The sequence below is a fragment of the Acanthopleuribacter pedis genome (genome assembly GCF_017377855.1).
Classification (GTDB): Bacteria; Acidobacteriota; Holophagae; order Acanthopleuribacterales; family Acanthopleuribacteraceae; genus Acanthopleuribacter; species Acanthopleuribacter pedis.
In genome coordinates, this window is sequence record NZ_JAFREP010000002.1 from 1 (window position 1) to 21597 (window position 21597).

General features: G+C 59.0%; 12 protein-coding genes. 8 read left to right on the forward strand and 4 right to left on the reverse strand.

What is annotated here, in order from left to right; all coding sequences use genetic code 11:
- On the reverse strand, window positions 1-216 hold a 216-nt coding region (locus J3U88_RS01960; RefSeq protein ID WP_207856443.1), incomplete at its 3' end, for a hypothetical protein.
- A 515-nt stretch (window positions 217-731) separates the two neighbouring features.
- Between J3U88_RS01960 and J3U88_RS01965 the strand changes: the two genes are divergently transcribed.
- The 8 genes from J3U88_RS01965 (at window position 732) to J3U88_RS02000 (ending at window position 16983) form a co-directional block, all read left to right on the forward strand.
- Window positions 732-2714 (forward strand): extracellular catalytic domain type 1 short-chain-length polyhydroxyalkanoate depolymerase, encoded by a 1983-nt coding sequence (locus J3U88_RS01965; RefSeq protein WP_207856444.1) that lies wholly within the window; start codon window positions 732-734, stop codon window positions 2712-2714.
- Window positions 2715-2942: 228 nt separating this feature from the next.
- Window positions 2943-6065, forward strand: a complete 3123-nt coding sequence (locus J3U88_RS01970; protein WP_207856445.1) for a hypothetical protein — start codon at window positions 2943-2945, stop codon at window positions 6063-6065.
- Window positions 6055-7707, forward strand: a complete 1653-nt coding sequence (locus J3U88_RS01975) for a hypothetical protein (protein ID WP_207856446.1) — start codon at window positions 6055-6057, stop codon at window positions 7705-7707. The genes J3U88_RS01970 and J3U88_RS01975 overlap by 11 nt, the downstream gene beginning before the upstream one ends.
- 334 nt (window positions 7708-8041) lie before the next feature.
- Window positions 8042-9628, forward strand: a complete 1587-nt coding sequence (locus tag J3U88_RS01980; protein WP_207856447.1) for a reverse transcriptase family protein — start codon at window positions 8042-8044, stop codon at window positions 9626-9628.
- Window positions 9629-9638: 10 nt separating this feature from the next.
- Window positions 9639-10316 carry a glutathione S-transferase family protein gene (locus J3U88_RS01985; RefSeq protein ID WP_207856448.1) on the forward strand — a complete coding sequence of 226 codons (678 nt, stop codon included), beginning with the start codon at window positions 9639-9641 and terminating at the stop codon, window positions 10314-10316.
- A gap of 261 nt (window positions 10317-10577) precedes the next feature.
- The gene (locus J3U88_RS01990) at window positions 10578-10748 is read left to right on the forward strand and encodes a hypothetical protein (RefSeq protein WP_207856449.1); all 171 of its coding nucleotides are present in this window, start codon (window positions 10578-10580) and stop codon (window positions 10746-10748) included.
- A 566-nt stretch (window positions 10749-11314) separates the two neighbouring features.
- Window positions 11315-13999 (forward strand): pre-peptidase C-terminal domain-containing protein, encoded by a 2685-nt coding sequence (locus tag J3U88_RS01995; protein ID WP_207856450.1) that lies wholly within the window; start codon window positions 11315-11317, stop codon window positions 13997-13999.
- A gap of 299 nt (window positions 14000-14298) precedes the next feature.
- Window positions 14299-16983 carry a PPC domain-containing protein gene (locus J3U88_RS02000; RefSeq protein WP_207856451.1) on the forward strand — a complete coding sequence of 895 codons (2685 nt, stop codon included), beginning with the start codon at window positions 14299-14301 and terminating at the stop codon, window positions 16981-16983.
- A 78-nt stretch (window positions 16984-17061) separates the two neighbouring features.
- Here the strand turns inward: J3U88_RS02000 and J3U88_RS02005 are convergent, their stop codons facing one another.
- From J3U88_RS02005 to J3U88_RS02015, 3 genes are all read right to left on the reverse strand, one after another.
- Complete coding sequence (locus J3U88_RS02005; RefSeq protein WP_207856452.1) at window positions 17062-18024, reverse strand: RNA polymerase sigma factor; 963 nt, start codon at window positions 18022-18024, stop codon at window positions 17062-17064.
- Between the two features lie 10 nt (window positions 18025-18034).
- Window positions 18035-18748, reverse strand: a complete 714-nt coding sequence (locus J3U88_RS02010) for a glutathione S-transferase family protein (RefSeq protein WP_207856453.1) — start codon at window positions 18746-18748, stop codon at window positions 18035-18037.
- A 116-nt stretch (window positions 18749-18864) separates the two neighbouring features.
- The gene (locus J3U88_RS02015) at window positions 18865-21591 is read right to left on the reverse strand and encodes a serine/threonine-protein kinase (protein ID WP_207856454.1); all 2727 of its coding nucleotides are present in this window, start codon (window positions 21589-21591) and stop codon (window positions 18865-18867) included.
- Window positions 21592-21597: the final 6 nt, after the last annotated feature.

Sequence of the window (21597 nt, forward strand, 5' to 3'; positions counted from 1 at the left end):
TCGGAAGGGATGGGCCGGCGGCGTGCACCAGGCGCGCCCCAAAAAGTGGCTCGGAAGGGATGGGCCGGCGGCGTGCACCAGGCGCGCCCCAAAAACCGGGTCGAAAGGGATGGGACGGCGGCGTGCACCAGACGCGCCCCAAAAACCGGGTCGAAAGGGATGGGACGCCGGCGTGCAAACCGTTGGCACGGCAACGCCGTGCCGGATTTCAGCCATGGGTAGGGAACCGGCGCGAAGCAGGCGGGGCCCTACCCATGGTTCACGTTCCCCCAAAAAAGTACGCCGGCGGCGTACCGCAACCCCGGCGCGACGGCATGATCCCTATGAGACCCAAGGCTAAAAGCGGCCCGCGGCGACCAGCGTCACATTCACCGGCGCCACCCGAATCCCTTTAATCGCTGAACGGGACCGGCAATGCGCATCGCCCCCGACCCGGAACGGCCCCTTCCTGGTCCGGCCCTCGCGCCGTTGACCCTTCTGGCCGACCCATCTTCGCTGCCTTGTTCACCCCGGTTTTGATGGGAACCGCATCACCTTTTTTGCCGTGCGTCCATAAAAGCGTTGCGGGGAATGTAACGGTTGTGTAATTTGTTAAACAAACCGAATGATCGTTTTGTTTTGTGTGCCGCACCTCGCCCTGGTTGGCTTTGGGTTGGGTGCTCCTCCTGGCTCTGCCCCAATTTCCCAATCCCGCGGCGGCCCTTGCGCCGCCACCCACGTTGAGGTGATCTATGTCCCGTGCTCTGCCCTGCTTATGGGTTGCGCTGCTTTGCTTGTTCGGCTCCTTCACCCTTGTTCACGCCGCCAACACGGTAACCGGTTCGACCGCCGGCCTGGCCTGGCGCGCCACCCTTCCCGCCGGCGATGCCGCAACACCCCGGCCCCTGCTCGTGCTCCTCCACGGCTGTACCCAAGGCGCCGCCGACTTCGCCGCCGCCACCGGCATGGACGCCCTCGCCGATGAACACGGCTTTATCGTGCTTTACCCCGAACAATCGAGCAGTGCCAACCTCTTCCGCTGCTGGAATTGGTTTGAAACCATCAACCAACGCCGCTCCGGCGAAGCCGCCGCCATCGCCGCCATGGTGGCCGAGCTGCAGCGCCGCTATGCGGTCGATGCCGACCGAATGTACGTTGGCGGCTTTTCCGCCGGCGGCGCCATGGCGGTGATTATGGGCGTCGCCTATCCCGACCTCTTCGCCGGGGTCGCGGTTAGCGCCGGCCTGGAATACGAGGCCGCGGTCAACAGCAACACGGCCTTCACCGTGATGAACAGCGGCGGCCCCGATCCCGACCAAAAGGGGACCCGTGCCTATCAGGTGATGGGTTCTCGTGCGCGGCGCATGCCGGTGATCGTGGTCCACGGCACCGGCGATACCACGGTGGCCCCCATCAACGGCGACCAGGTGGTGCGCCAATGGCTTCAGACCCATGATTGGCTTGACAACGGCGCCGATGACCAAAGCGTCGACGCCCTCGCCGACAGCGTCGAGAACGACCGGGTGCCAGGCGGGCGGGCATTCTCGAAAGCGCTGTACCAGGATGCCGAAGGGCGGGTTTTGACCGCGTACTATCGGGTCGACGGCATGGGTCATGCCTGGTCCGGCGGCTCCGGTGCCTTTACCGACAGCAGCGGCCCCGACGCTTCCGCCTTGCTGGTCGCGTTCTTCGGACTGGACGGCGACCCAACCGACACCACGCCGCCGGTGACCCGCGCCAACCCCGCGGGCGGTACCTTCCAACAACCGGTGACGGTGGATCTGTCGGTCAATGAGGCGGCGACGACCTATTACAGCCTGGACGGTTCCGAACCGGACACGGGCGCCGCGGTTTGGAACGGCCCGCGCGTTTTTAACAGCACGACCACCCTGCGTTTTTTCAGCGTGGACGGCGCGGGCAACCGCGAGGCGGTGCAAACGGCGGTGTACCGCATCGACGACGGCCCGGATACCACGGCGCCCACCACGCTCGCCAATCCGCCAGGGGGTGATTACAGCGGTTCGGTGACGGTGCGGCTTGAGGTAGATGAACCCGCGACCATATATTACAGCCTCGACGGGACCACCCCCGACGCCGGCGCCGCGGTCTACAGCGAACCGCTGGTTTTTTCCGCCGATACCCTGCTCCAGTTCCGCGCGGTGGATGCGGCCGGGAATTGGGAGGCGGTGCGTCGCGAGGATTACCGCGTGACGGTGGCGACCGAATTGGATTTTGTGTCGGTCGCGGGTGAGCAGGGGACGGTGGGTTTGTATTACGTCGACGGTGTTTTCAGTAGCAGCCTGGTCGCCGGCGATCCCGGCATGTTTAACGGGGAACGGCGCCGCATTATCCTGTCCTTCGACCTGAGCGCGCTTCCCGAGGGCGCGGTCCTCGCCGAGGGCCGGCTGCGCCTGTGTCGCGCGCGACTGGTCGGTGCGGTGCAGCGCCTTGATGTGGATGCGATTCAAGGCGGTTTCGGCGGCAACGCGGCCCTGGCCCGCGGCGATTACAGCGCTGCGGCCGACCTGTTCAACGCCTTCACGGTGCCGGTACCGGACGGCGACGGGGCCTGTGTCACGGTGACCCTGCCGGCGGCGGTGACGGCGCTCGCGGCCGAGGGTGATCGCCTGCAAATGCGGCTCAAGGCGGTGACCGCGGTGGACTTCCAGCGGGACGAACTTTCGCTTGGCACAAGCGGTGCCATGGCGGCGGTTTTAACCTTCCGTTTGCAATAACTAGCCCGAAACGCCGCGCGCGTTTGGGTGCGCGGCGTCTTTCCAGTTCGTGGCGCGGGCCGCCGCTTCGGCGTTTTACGGATGGCGCTAACCATCTTATTTTGAGGCGCAAGCGGCAACCGGCGCGGGCGAAACAGGGAGTTTTCCGCCTTGAGCTCGCGTCCGAGCTTATGCCATAATGCGCTCATCTGTTGGTTGTCCCGATTTACTTTTTTATGGAATGTGCTCATGAAACTTGAGCGGCAAACACGCCTCTTTTTTCGCAAAGGCGCCTCCGACAAGGTCTACGAGGTCGATCTCTGCCGTGTCGGCGAAGACGCCTACGTGGTCAATTTCCGCTACGGTCCCAGCGGCGGCAATTTGCGCCACGGCTCCAAAACCCCCTTGCCGGTTGGTTTGGCCGAGGCCGAAACGGTTTTTGACAAACTGGTCGCCTCCAAAACCAAAAAAGGCTACCAGCCGCTGGTCGACGGGCCGGGCGCGGCCGAGGAAACCCAGGCGGCCGACCTTCCGAACCTGGATCAAGCGCTAAGCCACGGGGACCGTGTAATTCTCGAACAAGCCTTTCTCGCGGCCCAAAACCTGACCCGCCGCGGTGGCCGCACCTTAACCCGCCTGTTGTGGCGCATCGGCGAGCGTCGCTTAGACGGCGCCCAGGCGATCATCCGACCCCACCTCAAAAGCAAAGACGACCGCATGGTGCACACGGCTTGCTGGGTCATCGCCCGTTGCGGCTACCGCGAATTGCTTCCCGACTTGGCGCCGATCCTCCAGCAAAAAAAGCGGCCCGCTTGGCTTAAGGTCTGGATTCGCGAGACCCGTTTCCACCTGCTGTCACCCGAGGAACGCGCGGCCGCGGCCGAGCAATTCACGGCCGAGTTGCCGCTGGAACAGGCGCAAGCCTTGGCGGCGCCCGATGAGGTGGTCGCCTGGTTTCTCAAAAACTTCCAGTCACCCAATTTCGAAAAAAGCAGCCTGCTCCACGACCTCTACCATTTCGATGTCCCTGCATACCGACCGGCGCTGCTTGCCCTCCTGCAAAACATCCCGCTTGAGCCGCCCTACTGGCCTCACCTGCGCTTCATTTTTAAAGCCGCGATCTTGCGTGAGGATTGGGCGGTTTTCGCCGTGCTCTCCCATCGCATCCACACCACCAAAGCCAAATGGGCCTATGGTTACGCCACCATCGATTGGGATTACATCAATATATATAATGAAGCCCGAAAAACCACCTCGCGGGTCGGCTTCACCCGCGAAACACGCAAATACTTGGTGAAACGGAGCTGGCGGGAATTAACCCGCGCGGCGCGGGATCGGCCCGAAACCTTTGTCCAAATGGCCGGGCAACTGTTGCTGCAATTCCGCGACAGCGACAACCGCAACATCCCCTCGCGGTCGATGTACCAGTGGGAAACGGATCAAGATCGCTTGATCCACTATCCGCCGTTTGCCGATTTGTTTGCATTCAGCATGCTGCTTTTCGGCAAAAGTGATCGTTTTGAGGTGATTCAAGACAGCGCCCGACTGCGCTACACCATCGATGCCTACGACGGCAACCGGCCGGCGGCGACGCGCGATCAACGCGAGGAACCTTATCCCGAACTATGGGATCAGTTCCCGCACGCGTTGGTACCCCTACTGGACGGGGCCAAGCACCACGAGGTCCATCGCTTCGCGGTAAAGGCCCTGCGCGCCAACCCGAGCTATCATGAAGCGATTACCGACGAACATCTCGCGGCTTGGCTGGGTTCAGCCTATGAAGAAACCCAGGCCTTCGCGGTGGAACTGATCGAAAAGCGGTTGCAGCCCGACCCGTTCCCGGTGGCGATGTTAACCACCTTGCTGCGGGCCGAGGTTGCCGCCGCCCACCAACTCGCCGCCGATTTCATGCGCGCCCATCCCCGCCCCACCCGCGAAAGCGCGGTGCTGGTGGTGACGGCGGGCATTCACGCCGCGGCCGAGGTGCGCCGCGTCATCGCCGATGTGCTCGCCGGTGGGGTTTTGGCCCTGCCGGATCAGGCGCAGATCGGCCGCACTTTGTTGGCGGCGCTGGTGGGGTTGGCCGAGGATACGCCCCATGCTTTGCTCGACGAAGCCTACAACCTGTTCGCGGGGCCGCTGGCCACCTACCTGCGCCGCATCGACCTAGAACAGATCATGCGTTTGCTGGAACACCCGGCGGCGGCGGTGCAAGGGTTCGCGGGTCGGCTGTTGCGCGATCACGAAACACCGGCCGAGGAATTTCCCCAACAGGTGTTTGCCGCGCTTTTGGACGCCGAGGATCCGCGGGTGCGCGCGGCCGGGGTAACCCTTGTCGGCAAGCTGCCGTTGGAGACGCTGCTCCATCGCGACAGCCTGGTTTTGGCGGCGGTCCTGTCCGCCCACGCACCGGTTCGCCATGCGGCGGTGCCCTTGGTCGAACGCATTGCCGCCGCCCACCGCGGTTTTGCCGTGTTGTTGGCGCAAACCCTGTGTCGCCACTTGTTGCGCAAGGTCGCGGACGAAACCCAACACGCTGATTTGGCCCATCTTTTGGCCAACCCGCTTAAGTCGGCTTTGGCCGAAATCGAAAAAGACACGGTTTGGAAAATGAGCCGGAGCGCCTACCGATTTGCGCGCCAAGCCGCGGGCGAAATCGTCAGCCAGGCTTGGGTTCCGGGAGAACTGAACGTGCGGGATTGGGTGTTGCTGGCCCATAGCGATCAACAAAAACTGCGCGATTTCGGGGTTGGGGCTTGCCGTGATTTTGCCCCCCGCTTGTTGGATGATCTGGCCGAGGCGGTGCGTCTGCCCGACACCGATTGGGAAGATACCCGCGACGCGGCCTTTGTTTTGTTCCGCGCCGAACCGGTTTTTTCCGCGTTGGCACCGACCCACCTGGTCGCCCTCTGCGACAGTACCCGACCCGAGGTCCGCGCTTTTGGGTACGAACTGCTGACGGCCCGTTTCGAAAAGGGACAGGGCCGCGAGTTCCTGCTCAAACTCAGTGAGCACCCCGCCGCCGACATGCAATTGCTGGCTTCCAACTGGTTGCTGGACCACGCCGAACCCAGCGCGGCCGGCTTGCGTGCCCTGCAGCCGTACCTCACCACGGTCTTGATGCGCGTTAACCGTTCGCGCGTCGCCAAAACCCGCATCTACGCCTTTTTGGCCGAGCAGGTTGGCGGGGATCGGGATCGTGCCGAGGTGGTGCGCGACATCCTCGCGCCGATATCCCAGACGATTGCCGTCGGCGACCGGGATCGCTGCATGGCGATTCTGCACCAGTGTGCGACCGAATATCCCGAGTGTGTCGGGCCGGTTCGCGTGGTGGCGGCGCCGATTCGCGAAAGGAGGAAACGTGGAGTTTAACTACCGTTACAGCGGTTCCACCGAGGCGCGAAGCAACGGCAACCGTACCGACATGTCGTTTGCGCCGGACACCTTGCGCGAACCCACCTACTTTGGCGGCGAACTGGCGCAAGCGGTCCCGTTCCGCGAGGCGATTTCGGCACTGCACGCGGTGGTGGTTTCCGATTTGCGGTTTAAGCCGCGCGATACCACGGCCTACAAGGCTTGGCGTGAAGCGCGCGACATGGAAGATTTGGCGGAGCTGACGGCGGGGAAACAAGACCTGGCCAAACAAATGGAAGCTGTCGGCCGCCGTTTGGCGGAAGCGCGGCGTGCCAAAGCCGCGGCCTTGGCCCCGTTTTACAAAGCGCGGAACCGTTACTTTGACTACCTCTACAAAAAAGATTACGACAAGTGGTTCGTGCTGGATCCCGTCATTACCGTGCATCCCGACGAACTGTTCTTCGAGTGTTTTAGCCAGGATGAGGCCACCTATGGTCGCCTCAGTTGCGATTACGGGGTGTTTAAGAACATCAACGATTTTGCCTGTGGCACCACCAACATCGACTACTCGGCCAACCTTTACCGTGAATTCCAAAAAATTCGCACCTACAAAACCACCCGCTTCGACATTGACCCCGGCGGTTTTGAGGTGACCACGGGGTTGGACGAGGGTTTCAAGGAAGTTAAGATCGATCTGCCCGATTCCTGGGTGCGCGGGTTCCTCCAGGTGAGTTCGGCGATGACCTTGCCGATGGTGCGTTTGCACCTGACGCCGATGGACATCCACAACCTGTGTTTTGTGTTGCGGCGCAAACGGGAAAAACAGGGCCCGCGCTCGATTCGTTTTCAACTCAAACCCGGCGAACCGATTCGCGCCTTGATCGAACCCTGGAACGATACGTTGGTGTTCGCGCGAAGTGAATTCCGCGGCCGCGAGGAAACCGAAATCCGGCTGTGGGGCCGGCGGCGTCTGCTGATTTTGGAACGGCTGATTCCCATCGCTCGGGGTTTTACTTTTTGTTTGGCGGGCACGGGCATGCCCTCGTTTATGGTGGCCGACCTGGGCGGCATGAGTTTCACGCTCGGCATGTCGGGCTGGACCAGCAACGACTGGTCACGGGCGGGTAATTTCGACCTGATGGCGCCGCGCGCCGAGGTAGATCAGGACACCAAGCTGCGCGTTTTCAAAGCATTGCGCAAAGACTGGCAAAACACGGCCGACGCGGTCGCCAAAAGCGAAGGTTTGGCGCGGGAAACGGTGTTGGGTGCGCTCAGCGCCTATACCCAAGCCGGTTCGGTGATGTTCGACTTGGCCAAGGACGTGTTTCGCGCCCGCGAACTAAGCCGAGAACCCCTGCCGATGGACAAGCTGCGCTTTGCCAACCCACGGGAAGCCGAGGCGCGGGCGCTGGTGGACGGGGGCGGGGTGACGCTGCACGAGAAGCGGTTGGATCCCGACGGCAACCTGCACCTGAGCGCGACGGTGAAGGAAGGCAAACGCACCTACCAAACCCAACTGCGCATTAACAGCGACCAAGCGCTCAAGGAAGGAAGCTGTCAGTGTAACTTTTTTACCCAGAACAAATTGTACCGTGGGCCCTGCGTGCATTTACTCGCGACGCGGCTGCGTTTTTCGTTGGAACAGGGAGGTATTTCCTGATGCGTTTTTCCGTCCCCGTTCACCCGGTGCAACCCCTTGTGCCATTGTCCCTTTGGGCTTATGATGGTCTCCATTACGACGGTGACGATCCGTCTTGCAATCTGGATGGCGGATCGCCATCCGTGCTTGTTGGTTTGTCACGCTTCACCGACTCGATCTTCACTGTGCGGAATTCACGCTATGTTCGCCAGGCCGGTACGGGTTCCCTGAACCTCCTGGTCGAACATAGCGCGATTCCGCGTCGAGTTGATCGATTCGGTCTCGGGAATTCATCGAAGATGGATCGTCGCCGTCGCCCCTATCCCGGTAGTGGACCGGCTTGTCGAGGTGCTGCATGAACCAAGCACGCCAAGCCCTGTACGACCGCATCCGCGAATCTTCCAAGGATGAAGTGATTCTGGAAGAAATGATCGCGCTCGGCTTTTGGGATCCGGCGCAACCGGGCAAGGAAGCGGCCGCCGAGCTGATTGGCAAAACCGCCGAATTGGAGCGGGAGATGAGCGCCTTGCGGAGTGAAATGGCGCGCATCGACAACCAAGAGGCGATGCTGAAAGCCCTGCGCAAGCGCAACATGGAGCAGGCCAAGGCACGTCGGGTTGAAACCAAAAAACGGCGTGAGGCCGAGCGCCAGGCGCGCGCCGAGGCCTGGCGGCTCAAAAAACAACAGGACATTTTGTACCTGGGCGAGGGATATTCCCATTCGCTGGGTGAGCAGGGCGCGTGCGATGCGGCAGCTTTAGACGAAAACGGCGCGCTGCCCGCCTATGAGAACGCGGCGGCTCTGGCCGCGGCGATGGGCATTAGCATCGGTGAGTTGCGCTGGTTGGCATTTGGTCGCAAGGTGTCCCAAACCACACACTACCAGCGTTTCCAGGTACCTAAAAAAAGCGGTGGGTTGCGCTTGATTTCGGCGCCGATGCCGCGCCTGAAAGAGATACAAAGCTGGATTTTGCGCGAGATTTTGGAAAAGGTGCCGATCCGCTCCGCGGCGCGCGGTTTTGTGCGTGGTAAGTCGATTGTCGATAATGCGCGACCCCACGTGGGTGCCGATGTGGTGATTAACGTCGACATCAAAGATTTTTTCCCGACGGTGACCTATCCCCGCGTCAAAGGCGTGTTTCGCAAGTTGGGTTATCGCGGCCAGGTAGCCACCATCCTGGCCATGCTGACCACGGAGCCGGAGATGGTGGCGCTGGAAATGGACGGACAACGTTATTGGATGGCAAAGGGCGAGCGGCGTTTGCCGCAAGGGGCCCCGTCGAGTCCGGCGCTCACCAACATTATCTGTCGCGGTTTGGATGCGGAATTGGAAGAACTGGCCCTGGTCAATGAATACGAATACACCCGCTATGCCGACGACATTACCTTTTCCACGCGGGGCCGCGAGGCGAACCGACGCATCGGCGGGGTGCTGCGCAAAATCGAACAACATGTCGGCGCCCACGGCTTTACCCTGCACCCGGACAAAACCAAGGTGTTGCGCAACAACGCCCGCCAGGAAGTGACCGGGATTGTGGTGAACGAGAAGTTGTCGGTGGATCGCAAGACGCTGCGGCGTTTTCGGGCGGTGATGTTTCAGGTCGAACAAGACGGGCCGGAAGGGAAACACTGGGGTCAGGCTGAGCATGTGATCGCGGGCTTAACGGGTTACGCCCACTTCCTCAAGATGGTGGATCCCGCGCGGGCCCAACCCTTTTTGGAACAACTGGCGCGCATTGTGGAAAAACACGGCAACCCGGTTTATCCCGAGCGGCGCGCGGCGCGGGCGCCGAGTTGGCGGCGTTATCAACCCGACTCGGATCAGGCCGAGGCGACCGATGCCGCGCCGGCGGCGAACGAGGCACCGGCGCATCCATCCGGTTCTGAAGGGGAAGCAGCGACGCCCGTCCTGGAAAAGAAACCCTGGTGGAAATTTTGGTAGGGGAACGATCATGAGCCAACCCATTCTTTACATAGGTAACACCAATTATTCCAGTTGGTCGCTGCGCCCATGGCTGCTGCTCCACCATTATGGTGTCGCCATGGAGGTTCGCCGTTACGCGTTTAACAGCGACGCCTTTTATCGCGAGGTCGGCGCCGTGTCGCCCACCTGTCAGGTGCCCTGCCTGCGCATCGACAGCACCTCGATTTGGGATTCTCTGGCCATTTGCGAATGGGCGGCGGAGGCTTGTCCCGAGGTGCGGGGTTGGCCGGAAGACGCCGCGACCCGCGCGGTGGCGCGTTCCGTCAGTGCCGAAATGCACGCCGGCTTCAAACAGGTCCGTTCCTTGATGCCGATGAACGTGCGCCGCCTTTGCCCCAAACCCGAACCCAACGCCAAGCTCGAAGCGGAAATTGCACGCATTCAAACCATGTGGCGTGACCTGATCCAAACACACGGGGGTCCTTTCCTGTTCGGCGATTTCCTGACGATTGCGGATGCGATGTACGCCCCGGTCGTGTTTCGCTTCACCCGTTACCAAATTGACATGGATCCAGTGTGCGCCGCCTACGCCGACCACATGACGGCATTGCCCTCGATGGTGCATTGGCGTGAAGCGGCGCATCGGGAAACTGAGGTCAACGAGGCTTCGGAAGTGGCGGGTGAACGGCGCGATTTCCAAAGCTGAGCATGTCGGTGGAAGGGTGATTTTCGTCACCGCGACCGGGGTGGGCGGAAGGTTTATCTTTTGGTATTCTTGCTTTGGTTGACATGTTGACGACTTTGAGTCGTTGATGTGACCTTTTGAATATTTGATTTTTATGACAGAAACGGAAATGCCTCGGTGTTCTGGGTCGTAGGGCGTGCTTTAGCAACGAATTGAATCCGTATGACCTCGCCGGCGGTCTAGAATGCGCATTGAGGCGCAATTTAAGGATGGTTTATCTTTTTGGTTAAGTCTCTGTATTTATTGAATTTTGGCGGTCCATTCGCGTTGGCTGAAAAAAAATTTAAAGAAGCGCTGACGGAATTTGGGAATTTTGCGCGATACCCTATAAGGGGTGAGGTTACTCAAATCACCTTGCTCTTCGGTTCGGTGGGCATGGACCCTTTTGGTTAACGGAACTTATTGAGATGCTACCCGCATTTCTGACAAGGATTCGTAGCAGAATTCCTTGTGAGAAATGCGGGCTCGCAAAACTTTGCCGGTAAACGCCTATTATCGACCACGTCTCAAACACAAACACACTTACAACCCGTCCATTGCGACTTACCTTGATGGTGAGGTGGCTCGTGCCGGCGGCTTGAGAAGGAACAGTTGCGCCTGTTCTTTTGGTAGAAAAAATACTGCCGGTTCACACCGGAAAAACGCCTCACGTCATGAGAAGTACGGATCACCTAAAGTGTTCCTATCCTGGAATCCGTGTGCCTGGACAATGGCACCTCGCATTGTCACCAAGGTACTACCTAAGAAGCGCGATAAGTCGCGGTGATTTTAGCCAAACCTCTGGGCTACAACGGCCTGTAAAAATGCTCACCGCACCCACCGGGTGCGGTCGGGCGCGACCCCGGTCCGCTTGTTCCAAGCCATTTCGCTCCAGATCTTTAGCCAAAATCCCTCGCTCTTATCCCGCTTCTTAGGTACTAATGAAACACGAACCATTACCACTATGGAGTGACCTAGATATGTTAAAAACAGTCCTATTGCGAATGTTGTTTTGTGCCCTAGCGGCATGTACTTTTAGCTACGCCCAAACCCCGTCTTATCCCTTTGGCGAAGGTTATTTTAAAGAGAAGTTAATTAACGCGGGGCCCGGTGTCGGCGCCACCTCGACGCGGCGGCATGCGGATCACCTGGGGTGGCGTTTTGATGTCGTGAGCGGCGGAAGTAGCCAAGAAGATATGGATCGCTTTGTTGCATTGATGGCTGGGCGTGAAGAAGACCGCAATGGTTTGTTGCTGTATCCAGACGGGAGCCCGCGTTACCGCATGATGACCGTGGGCGGGGCGACTCGCGAGAACGGTGCATTTATCGGTGGTCTGCAGGGGACGCTCCTTGGCGGTCGCCACCCGATGCACCCCCATTATCTTGGGGTCCACATGGTGAAACAATTTGTTGAAGGCGGCGGCGGTTACGCGGGTTTCTGCGCGGGCATGCAGTTGGCCGACAATTTTCAACTGACACCGGTCGGCATGCAGGACTACCTGTACCCACAAGATCCCGGCCCGGTGGATTCGCGGTTTATCGGGGATTACGCATCCGATTACGGCGACATTCCCAATGTATTGCAGTGGGGTGGTACCTACATTCACGAGTACGAACGCCATCCCGGTATGGAGGAAATTGCTCGGATGACCGTGGCATGGGGCAATAATAGTGATCGGACCATGGGCGCGACCTGGTTTTACACCGATCCCAACAATCTGGACAAAGGCCGACTGCTGTTGAGCGGTGTTCACCCGGAAATGAATGGTGACCCACATGCGGTATCGGTGGTTTCGGCGATGCTGGAAGCCACCATCGCGGGGAACCACGAACCCGTGCTCAAAAAAGAATTGGAGAACGGTGTCCCTCACGACGCCACCGCGGAGACCTTTACCCACGACTGGACCAAAATCAAAGTGGGCGACGGTCAGTACCACCACTACAAGGTGATGGTTCCCGCGGGCCAACGCTACTTGCGCATTGACCTGGGTACCCTGGATCCCTTCGATTTGCATTTGTTCCTCCACCACGATGATTATGCGTTTTTGGGTCATAACAGCTACGAACTCGTGGAAAGCGGTGGTTCCAAGGTGTTGGTGGTCGACAATCCCGCCCAAGGCGCGTGGTTCATCGGCGTGAAAGGCGCCAGCTATCCGGCGGCCTCCTACATGACCACCGATGAGGGCATTGAGGTGCTGAACGGGATTGGCTACACCCTGACCGCGACCTGGTCGGACCAACCCGAATGCGAAACGGCTGTTTTGAGCGCGGCGCTTTTGGAAACCAACGTATGCCGCGGCGAAGGATTGGATTATCAGTTCCTCGTTGCCGAGTGTGCCGCGGGTCAATCCGTTAATTTGGAGCTGGTTAACAGTGTCAACCAGGTGGTTCTTGATTTGGGTTCTCACGTGGTGAGCGCGGGTACCAACACGGGTACCATCGCAACCCCTACCGGCTTAAAAGAGGTCGCGCACCGCTTGCGTGTGACGGATGCCGAGGGCAATCAAACGGAATCCAACCCAATCACCATGCGCGCCATGCAAATCACGGCCACCACCAACGGCGACCGTTTCGAGCCGGGGAGTACCCTTCGTCTCGAATGGCAGGCGCGTTGCGATTTCGAAGGGCAAACCCTGATTACCTTGCGCAATGAGAACCATCAAGAAGTGGCCCGCGTGCTGACCAACAGCTCCGACTACGGTTTGAACGAAAGCGACTTTTTGCTGAACCAGCCTCCCGGCAACTACTACTTCCGTTTGTACGCCGCTTGGATCAGTGGTGACTCCAACATGTTCGCCATCGCCGAACCTTCGATTGAAAGCCTGGTGAGCAATGCCGCGCCGGTGGCCGCGGGGTTCCCTTTTGTGGTGAATTGGGATGCAACGGCCGGTTTTGACGGCGTGACGGGAAGCCTGAGTCTGCACGACGCGAACGGTGCCTTCATCAAAACTTTGGGTAGCAACTTGCCCTTGGCGGAAGGTGTGAACACGGGAACCTTCTCCTTTACGGCGGCCGATCTCGCCGGTGGTTTCAACACGTCCACTGTGTTCCTGCGCTTTACCGCGGGTAACGCCACCCGCGACAGCGCGGCGATTGCGGTAACCCAAACGCCGGCTGAGATTCTGGAAGCGGTGCCGGCCATCCTTTACGAAAACCAGGTGTACAGCTTCCGTTTCCGTCGCAACGTGCTTTCCGACGGTTCCGAATGGCGCCTTCGCTTCCTGGACGCCAACGGCGTTTCGGTGGGCGGCCAAACCGTGACGGGTGCGAACACGGTAGGCGATCACAGCGACCGCATGGTGATTGGTTTCACCAATGTGGTTGGACCCCTGAGGATTCAGGTGGAAAACAGCCAGGGCACCGTGGCCGTGACCTCGACGCCGTTCCAGGTGAAGGCGCCGACCTTGACGGTTTACAACGATTTGGCGTTCGGCGGGATCACCTGGGAATGGGATGGTGAAGCCGGTAACAACGCGGTGATTCTGATCTTCGATGTTGCCACGGGCGCGGAGCTTTTCCGACATACCATGACCAACAGTCCCGGCATCAACCTCTACATGGGTTTTGGTGGGGTTAACTTGGTGCCAGGTCGTGAATACCGGTTGACGGTCGGCGTTGTCGGCCGCCTCGCCCATGTGGTTCATACCGAAACCTTTATTTACTAAACCGTCGTTCGCTTAAACGACCGAATGGGGGGACCGCGTTTTCCGTTGTTTCCCCCATTTTTTCCCGATGTCGGTTGAACCTCGAGCGGGATTCGAACAAAAAGTGAAAAAAGATTAGCGGAAAAGGCCAAATACCGTGCCTTGCTAAATAAGGGGTGATGGAACGAGCAACGCCCGCTTTAGTTTGAACCTTTCTCTTTAGCAAGTGTGCTCGGTGCCACCACATTGATGGTCCCTTGGTTACCCTTTAGTTAATGATTTGATTGTGAAAACAACTATGAACCTGGAGTAATAAACCTATGTTTAAAACAGTCCTGTTTCGATTATTGATGTGTGCCCTCGCGGCCTCATCTTGGGCATTCGCCCAAACCTCGCCCTATCCTTTTGGCGAGGGTTATTTCAAAGAAAAGTTGGTTAACCGCGGTCCCGGTATCGGTTCCTCCGACACGCGGTTGCATGCCGAATATTTGGGTTGGCGTTTCGACGTCGTCAGTGGTGGAAACGACGAAGAAGACCGTCGGACCTTTTACGGCCATATTGCCGGCCGCTTGGAAGACCACAACGGCCTGTTGCTGTACCCCGACGGAAGCCCCCGTTACCGCATTATGACCGTCGGCGGAGCAAGTAGTGAGAACGGCGTCTTCATCGGCGGTGTACAGGGCACCATTTTGCAGGAGTATTACCATCCAATTAAGCCTCATTTGAGCGGCAATCATGCGATTGTGAAGTTTGTTGACGGCGGTAGCGGCTATGCCGGTTTTTGTGCGGGCATGCAGCTTATGGACGATTTCGGCATTGAGCCGATTGGGTTGGTTGATTACCTGTATCCCCAGGATCCCGGACCCGTGGATTCGACGTTTACCGGTGATTACCATTCCGATTACGGCGATATTCCCTACGTGCTGCAAGCCGGCGGGACCTGGGTACATCAGCCGGAACGAATCGCCGGGCTTGAGGAGATTGCCACCATTATCGTCCCCTGGGGCCGACATAGCCGCACCTTAGGTGCGACCTGGTTTTACGAAAATCCCAACAATCTCGACGAGGGACGGCTCCTGCTCAGCGGGGTACATCCTGAAATGAAACGGGACCAAAACGCGGTGGCGATTGTGGCCGAAATGCTGGAAGCAACCATCGCGGGTAACCAGGGCCCCGTCCTTAAAAAAGAACTGGCCAACGGCCAACCCCACGAAGCCTATGAGGATAGCTTCTGGCCACAATGGGACGAGATCAAGGTCGGCGACGGGCAATACCACCACTACAAGGTGACGGTTCCCTCCGGCCAACGCTTCCTGCGCATCGATTTGGGAACTACCGATCCGTTCGACCTGCACCTGTTCCTCCATAACGGTGACTTCGCCTTTTTGGGTTACAACACCCGTGAAGTGGTCGGCAGCGGCGGCAGCAAAAGTTTGGTGATCGACAACCCCCCCGCGGGTGAGTGGTTCATCGGCGTGAAAGGGGCCAGCTATCCCGACGCGAATTACATCCGCAACGACGGCGGCATTGAGGTTTTGAACGGCATCGGTTATAGCTTGACCGCGACCTGGTCCGACGCGCCCGAATGCGAAACCCAAATTGTGGGTGCGACCCTGTTTGGCAACCATATCTGTCGCGGTGAAAGCCTGAGCTACGAGGTGACCGCCGCTGCCTGTGCCGCCGGCGAGCGCGCGACCCTGGCCCTGGTGAACAGCAGCGGCCAAGTCGCCCAAAACTTGGGTTCGCTTACCCTGCAAAGCGGCGCGAACGCGGGTTCGGTCACCTTGTCCACCGGCTTGAGAGAGGGTGGTTACAGTTTGCGGGTCACCGACGCGGAAGGCCGTCGGGTCGCTTCCAATCCCGTCACCATTCGCGCCATGGCGATTACCGCCACCACCAACGGCACCCGTTTTGAACCGAATAGCACGCTGCGCCTTGAATGGCAGGCGCGTTGTGATTTTGCCGGTCAGACCCTGATCACCCTGCGCGATGAAAACCACCGTGAAGTGGCGCGCGTGTTAACCAACAGCTCCGATTACGGCCTCAACCAACACGATTTCCTGCTCAACCAACCGCCCGGCAACTACTACTTCCGTTTGTACGCGGCTTCGATTAGCGGTGATTCCAACATGTTCACCATCGGCGAACCCTCGATTGAAAACCTGGTAACCACCGCCACACCCGTTGCGCCGGGTTTCCCCTTCGTGGTGAATTGGGATGCAACGGCCGGTTTCGACGGCGTGACGGCTTCTTTGTCGCTGCACTATGCCGACGGAACCTTGATCAAAACCCTGGGCACGAACCTGCCCCTTGCCGAGGGCACCAACACGGGTACCTTCTCCTTTGGCACGGGCGACCTCACCCGCGGCTTCCCCAGCAACGGTGTTTTGCTGCGGATGCGTGCCGGTGCGACCACTCGTGACAGCGGACTGATTCCCGTCACCCAAACGCCGGGCGAATTCCTGGATGCAATCCCCACCACGCTTTACACGCACCAGCTCCTCGACATTCGTTTCCGCCGCAATGTGCTTGGTGACGGTTCCGCCTGGCGGGTTCGTTATGTGAACAGCGAGGGCCGGGTGATTACCGGACAAAACTTGGACGCTGTGAACACCGTCGGTGAACACACCGCGCGCCTGTTCCTGATGTTCACCTATCCCAACCACCCACTGATCATGCGCGTGGAAGATGCGAACGGCAACGTGGCGATGGAATCCGCGCCCTTCGAATTAAAAGCGCCGACCTTGACCGTTTACAACCAACTGAAGATGGGTGGCATGACCTGGGTGTGGGACGGCGAAGCCAACACCACCGCGGTGTTTTCCATCTACGATGTTGCCACGGGCGCGCTGCAATTCGAACGCGAAGTCCCCCAGCAGCCCGGTGTGAACCTGAATACCCAATTCCACGGCGCCAATTTGGTAGAAGGGCGTGAGTACCGCCTGGTGGTCGGTGTACGCGGCCGCATGATGCCGGTGTCTTACAAGGAGCAATTCGTTTACTAAGCTGTAAACTTTTTCGGTGAAAAGGATCGGGGAAACAGGGTTTTGACGCTGTTTCCCCGGTTTCTTTTTGGCTTGCGGTTATACCTCGAAGGCGCGGAAGCTGCCGGATTGCATCAAGGCCCGCACCGATTGCATGTAAGCCTCCGGGCCGCGGTAATCCGGGTGGGACCGGAACACGGCCGCCACTTTGTGCATGGCGTCTATTTCCCGTACTGTTTGATGGACCGCACCGCTCACTGGGGTGGTGGGATTCAACTGTTGTCGAACCGAAACCGCGGCGCGGGGGTGGTTGGCAAAAAACAATTGCTTGGGATCGACGTGGTGGCGCGATACGGCGACGGGTAAGCGGTCGCGGCAGTTGCAGCGGTTTTCGCGGACCACCAGGCCGCAGTGTTGTTGCATGAAGGCGGTGAGCAACTCGCGGGCGCGGGACAGGCGTTTGCGGAAGGCGGCCGGCGTGATTTCTAAAATAAAAGCGCCCTGCTCGCTGGTCACCTCGAAAATTTCGCCGAGAATGTAGGCGATGCGTTTGTCGCGGTCCAGACACTGCAACATGGCGGAACTACAGCCGATTTTCACCTCTTTGACCAGCAATTTGAGTTCGGTGCGGTGGGTCGTGGCCGGATTTTGGCCGGCGAGCGGCGGCGCGTCCCAACCCGATTCCAGTTCGGCACCGACATCGGCAAACGTCAGTTGTTCAAGGCGGCGTTTTTTCTTCATGTTGATCAGGGTGTTGGCGGCGATGCGCATCGCCCAGCTAATAAAAGAACCCTCGCCGCGGAATTGGCTGAGGTGGGTGATGATGCGGATCGCGATGTCTTGGGCCGCGTCTTCCGCGTCCTGGGGATGGAGCAGCATGCGTAGTGCCAAGCCGTAGATGGGATCGCGCACGGCTTCCATCAGTTGTTCGAGCGCGGCCGAGGAGCCGGCGAGCGCTTGTCGCGCCAAATCGGCCAAGGCGTCACGATGATCGTCGCTCCCGGCGTCGATCCCGGTGTCGATCCCGGCGTCGCCTTTGGCGGGTGGTTCTTCCCGAGTCATGGTTGCCGCCTCAGTCGTTGTTGGCGAACCAAGCTTGGTCCATGCGTGCCACGTAACGCACGAGGTCGGCGTGTTTGCGGGCGTGATTTTGGAGCGGGGAGGGGAACGGCGTGTTGAGCAGGTTGGCCAAAAAGCCGAATGCGACCGTGTCGACCGTGGAAGCTTGGTCGCCCATGAGGTAGTTTTTGTCGCCGAGGCACGTCGCCAGCGCGTCGAGGTCGTCACGACCCCTTTGGTAAATCGCGGCTTTGTCGTGGCGACCGATGCCTTGGCCCCAGATGGTGCGGCGCACGCGGCGAACCAACATGGGCACGATCAGCATTTTTACCGGGGCGGGGACTTTGCGGAAAAAAATCTTTTTGAGGTTTTCGGCGTTGTCGGGATCGACCCAGCGCGAGTAAACCAGGAGCCAGGCGAAATGTTCTTCCAGCATGCGGGTTAACACAAAGGCTTGCGCCCGTTGTTCCGCGCTGAGGTGGGCGTCGGGATCGATCCCGGCCTTGTTTTTGAGATGGGTCACGATCAAACCGGAATCACCCACGGCCTGGTCACCGTCGACAATGTAGGGCAGTTTTTTGGTGGGTGCCTTGGAGGTGTCGCGCACATTGACCGCGCGGTAGGGCACGCCGGCGAGGCGCAGGTAGGCTTGGAGTTTGAGGCAAAAAGGGCTGAAACTGGCGACACCGTAGCCGCCGGCAAATTGGTACATCTGGATTTCGTTCATGGGGTTGGCTCCTTGTTTATGGGGGCGTGTTGCCCGCTTCTGTTAAACAAGACAAGTGGCGGTGATCCATTGTGACCGAAAAAATGAAAAAAGATGCGTTTTATGGAAAGCGTGGCTCAATCGAGTTGGAGGGCGCTTTGTTTGGCCAGAGCCATCGCGCGTTGTTTCATCGTTTCGTTGGGGGCGTAGTTGTAGAGGAACTGAATTTGGGGAAGGGCCTTTTCCCGTTTGTTTTGGGCGAGGTAGCTTTTGGCCAGGCTTTCGCGCATCGCGAGTGCTTGGTTTTTGCCGCCGAGGCGTTGGACCCGCTCAAGGTGAGTGAGGATGAAGTCCTCTGCTTTTTCCCATTGTTCCTCTTGCGCCAAAAGCATCGAGTAATCATGAAAAATTTGAATGGCGGCGCGGTTTTCCAAAAGGCCGGTTTCCCCTAACTTGCGCAGGATTTCCTCGTACAGTGTTGCGCAGCCTTCTTGGTCTTCCAGACCAAACAGGACATAGGCCAACATGTTGGCAGAATAGACCCAACTCGGTTTGTAGGGTTTGGCCTGGAATTGATCGAGCCAAACCTCGCACAAAACGGTATAGGCTTCCTCGTACCGTTTTTGGTACCAGAGGGCACGCCCTACATCGACCTGAGCTTTTAGGGTGTCGGGATGATCGGGGCCCATCAAGCGGGAACGGATCGCGACCACCTCGAGGCTTGTCTGTTCCGCGGCGGCAAAATGCTTGAGGCGCCGCAAACAACCTGCATGGTTGTTTATTGCAGCCAGGGTGTCTGGATGCTCATTGCCGAGATAGTGTTTAAGGAGCGGGATGGCTTCTTCGAGAACTTGGGCGGCCGCGCCGTGTTCGTTTTGGTACATCAGGCTGATGGCAAGGCCGCTCATTGCAATTAGGTAACTGGGGTCCTCGACTTGCTGTTCAGCAGCCGGGTTCGGTCGAAAGGCTTCACCAAGGTTACTTAGATAGGTATTGGTGGCTGTTTCGTAGTGGCCTAATCGGTTTTGGGAAAGGGCGACGGCATTCACCGCGGCTCGTGTTTTTGGATGATGGGGACCAAGCGCCTTTTGGCGTGCTGTCAAGGTTTCTTGGAAAAGGGAGAGGGCTGTATCGTTGCTTCCCCTCAAGCTGTGTAGGGCGGCAAGGTTGAACTTGGTTCGTAGGGTGTCTGAATGAATCTCACCCAAGGATGCTCGGTGGATGTCTAGTGCATTTTCGAGTAAGGGGAGTGCTTGGTCGTAGGAACCGAGTCCGGAATAAGTTGCTCCAAGGCGACCCAAAATTGAGGCTTTGATTTCGGGTTCGGTGTCGGGCCGGTTTTCGAGTTGATCGACCGCGTTGTCGATTAGGTCGACCAATTTGGCGTCGCGGCCGAGGTTGCGGGGGTCGGGACTTTCGAGGATGCCCCACAAAAAGTCGCTTAAATAAGTTGCTTTGGCGCGTTGGACCTCGGTTTCGCGCCACGACTGCACCGCTGTACCCAGGCCGATGGCCAACCCAACCGCCAACGTGGTACATGCCAGCACCAGGTTGCGGTGGCGACGTAAGGTTTTGCGCAAATGGTAGCGCAGGGAAGGCGGGCCGGCGCTCACGGGCCGGTTGTCCAAGTAATTGAGAATATCTTGACGCAGCGCCGCCACGGTTTCATAGCGCCGCTCCGGCGTTTTGCTCATGGCTTTCATGACGATCCAATCTAAATCACCGCGTAATGCCTTTGCGGCGGGCGTGTTGAAATGGGCGCGCTGGTCGTCGGGTAGGGGTGTGCGTTGACTTGGCGGCGAGGGTTCTGTTTCGCGGTAGATCTGGATGCATTGATCCCAGCTTTTGTTTTCAAACAGGTTGCCTTCGAGGGGCAGTTGGTCGGTGAGGAGCTGATAAAGCAAGACACCGAGGCTGTAGACATCGGTGCGGGTGTCCACCGGCACTTTGCTGCCGCCGAATTGTTCAGGGCTCATGTAGGCGGGGGTGCCGACCAGCGAGCCGATTTGGGTCTCCAGCATCTCCTCTTTGAATGCTTTTTTGAGGTTTTTGGCGATGCCGAAGTCGATGAGTTTGGCGCAGGCGCGGCTGCCTTCATCGGAGACCAAAATATTGGCCGGTTTTAGGTCGCGGTGAACCACGGCTCGTTGGTGGGCGTGCAAGACCCCGTCGCAAACCTGGAGAAACAAACGAAGGCGTGCGTCAAGGGGTAAACGCAGGGCACGACAATGGTCGTCAATCGGCGAACCCGCGATGTATTCCATGCTGAAATAGGGGGTACCGTCGGCGGTCGTTCCCACCGAATAAATGCGGGCCACGTTGTCGTGGTTCATGCCGGCAAGGGTTTGGTATTCCTGTTCGAAACGGGCACGGAAGGCGTGGGTGGCCACATCCCGGTGAATGAGCTTCAGTGCCACCAGACGTTTGGGTTTGAGCTGTTCGGCGAGGTAAACCCAACCCATGGCGCCTTGACCCAGCTTGCGTTGGACGGCAAAGGGGCCGATGTATTCGGGATCGCCGTTGATGAGGGGGTCTTGCCGGCGAGCGGCATGCTGTACCGGTGTGGTACTACCGGCGGCGATTTCGTCCGCCGGCATCAGGGTAGTGTCGAACGCGGTACCCGCTACCGGGGGGAAGCTTGCCGCCGCCTCGGGATACAGAGTCCCTTGATCGTCGTGGGGTGGAATCGTGTCCTCGGCAAGGGGAATTAAGGTGTCCTGATCGTCCCGTGGTGGAATCGTGTCTTCGGCATGGGGGATAAAGGTTTCCTCTTCCAGGGCGGAAAGCGCCGGACCGGCCGCGGTTATACGCGAACCTTGTTCACTGATGTTCTTTTGGCCGGATTTTTTTGGGTTTTCGCTCATGCCGAA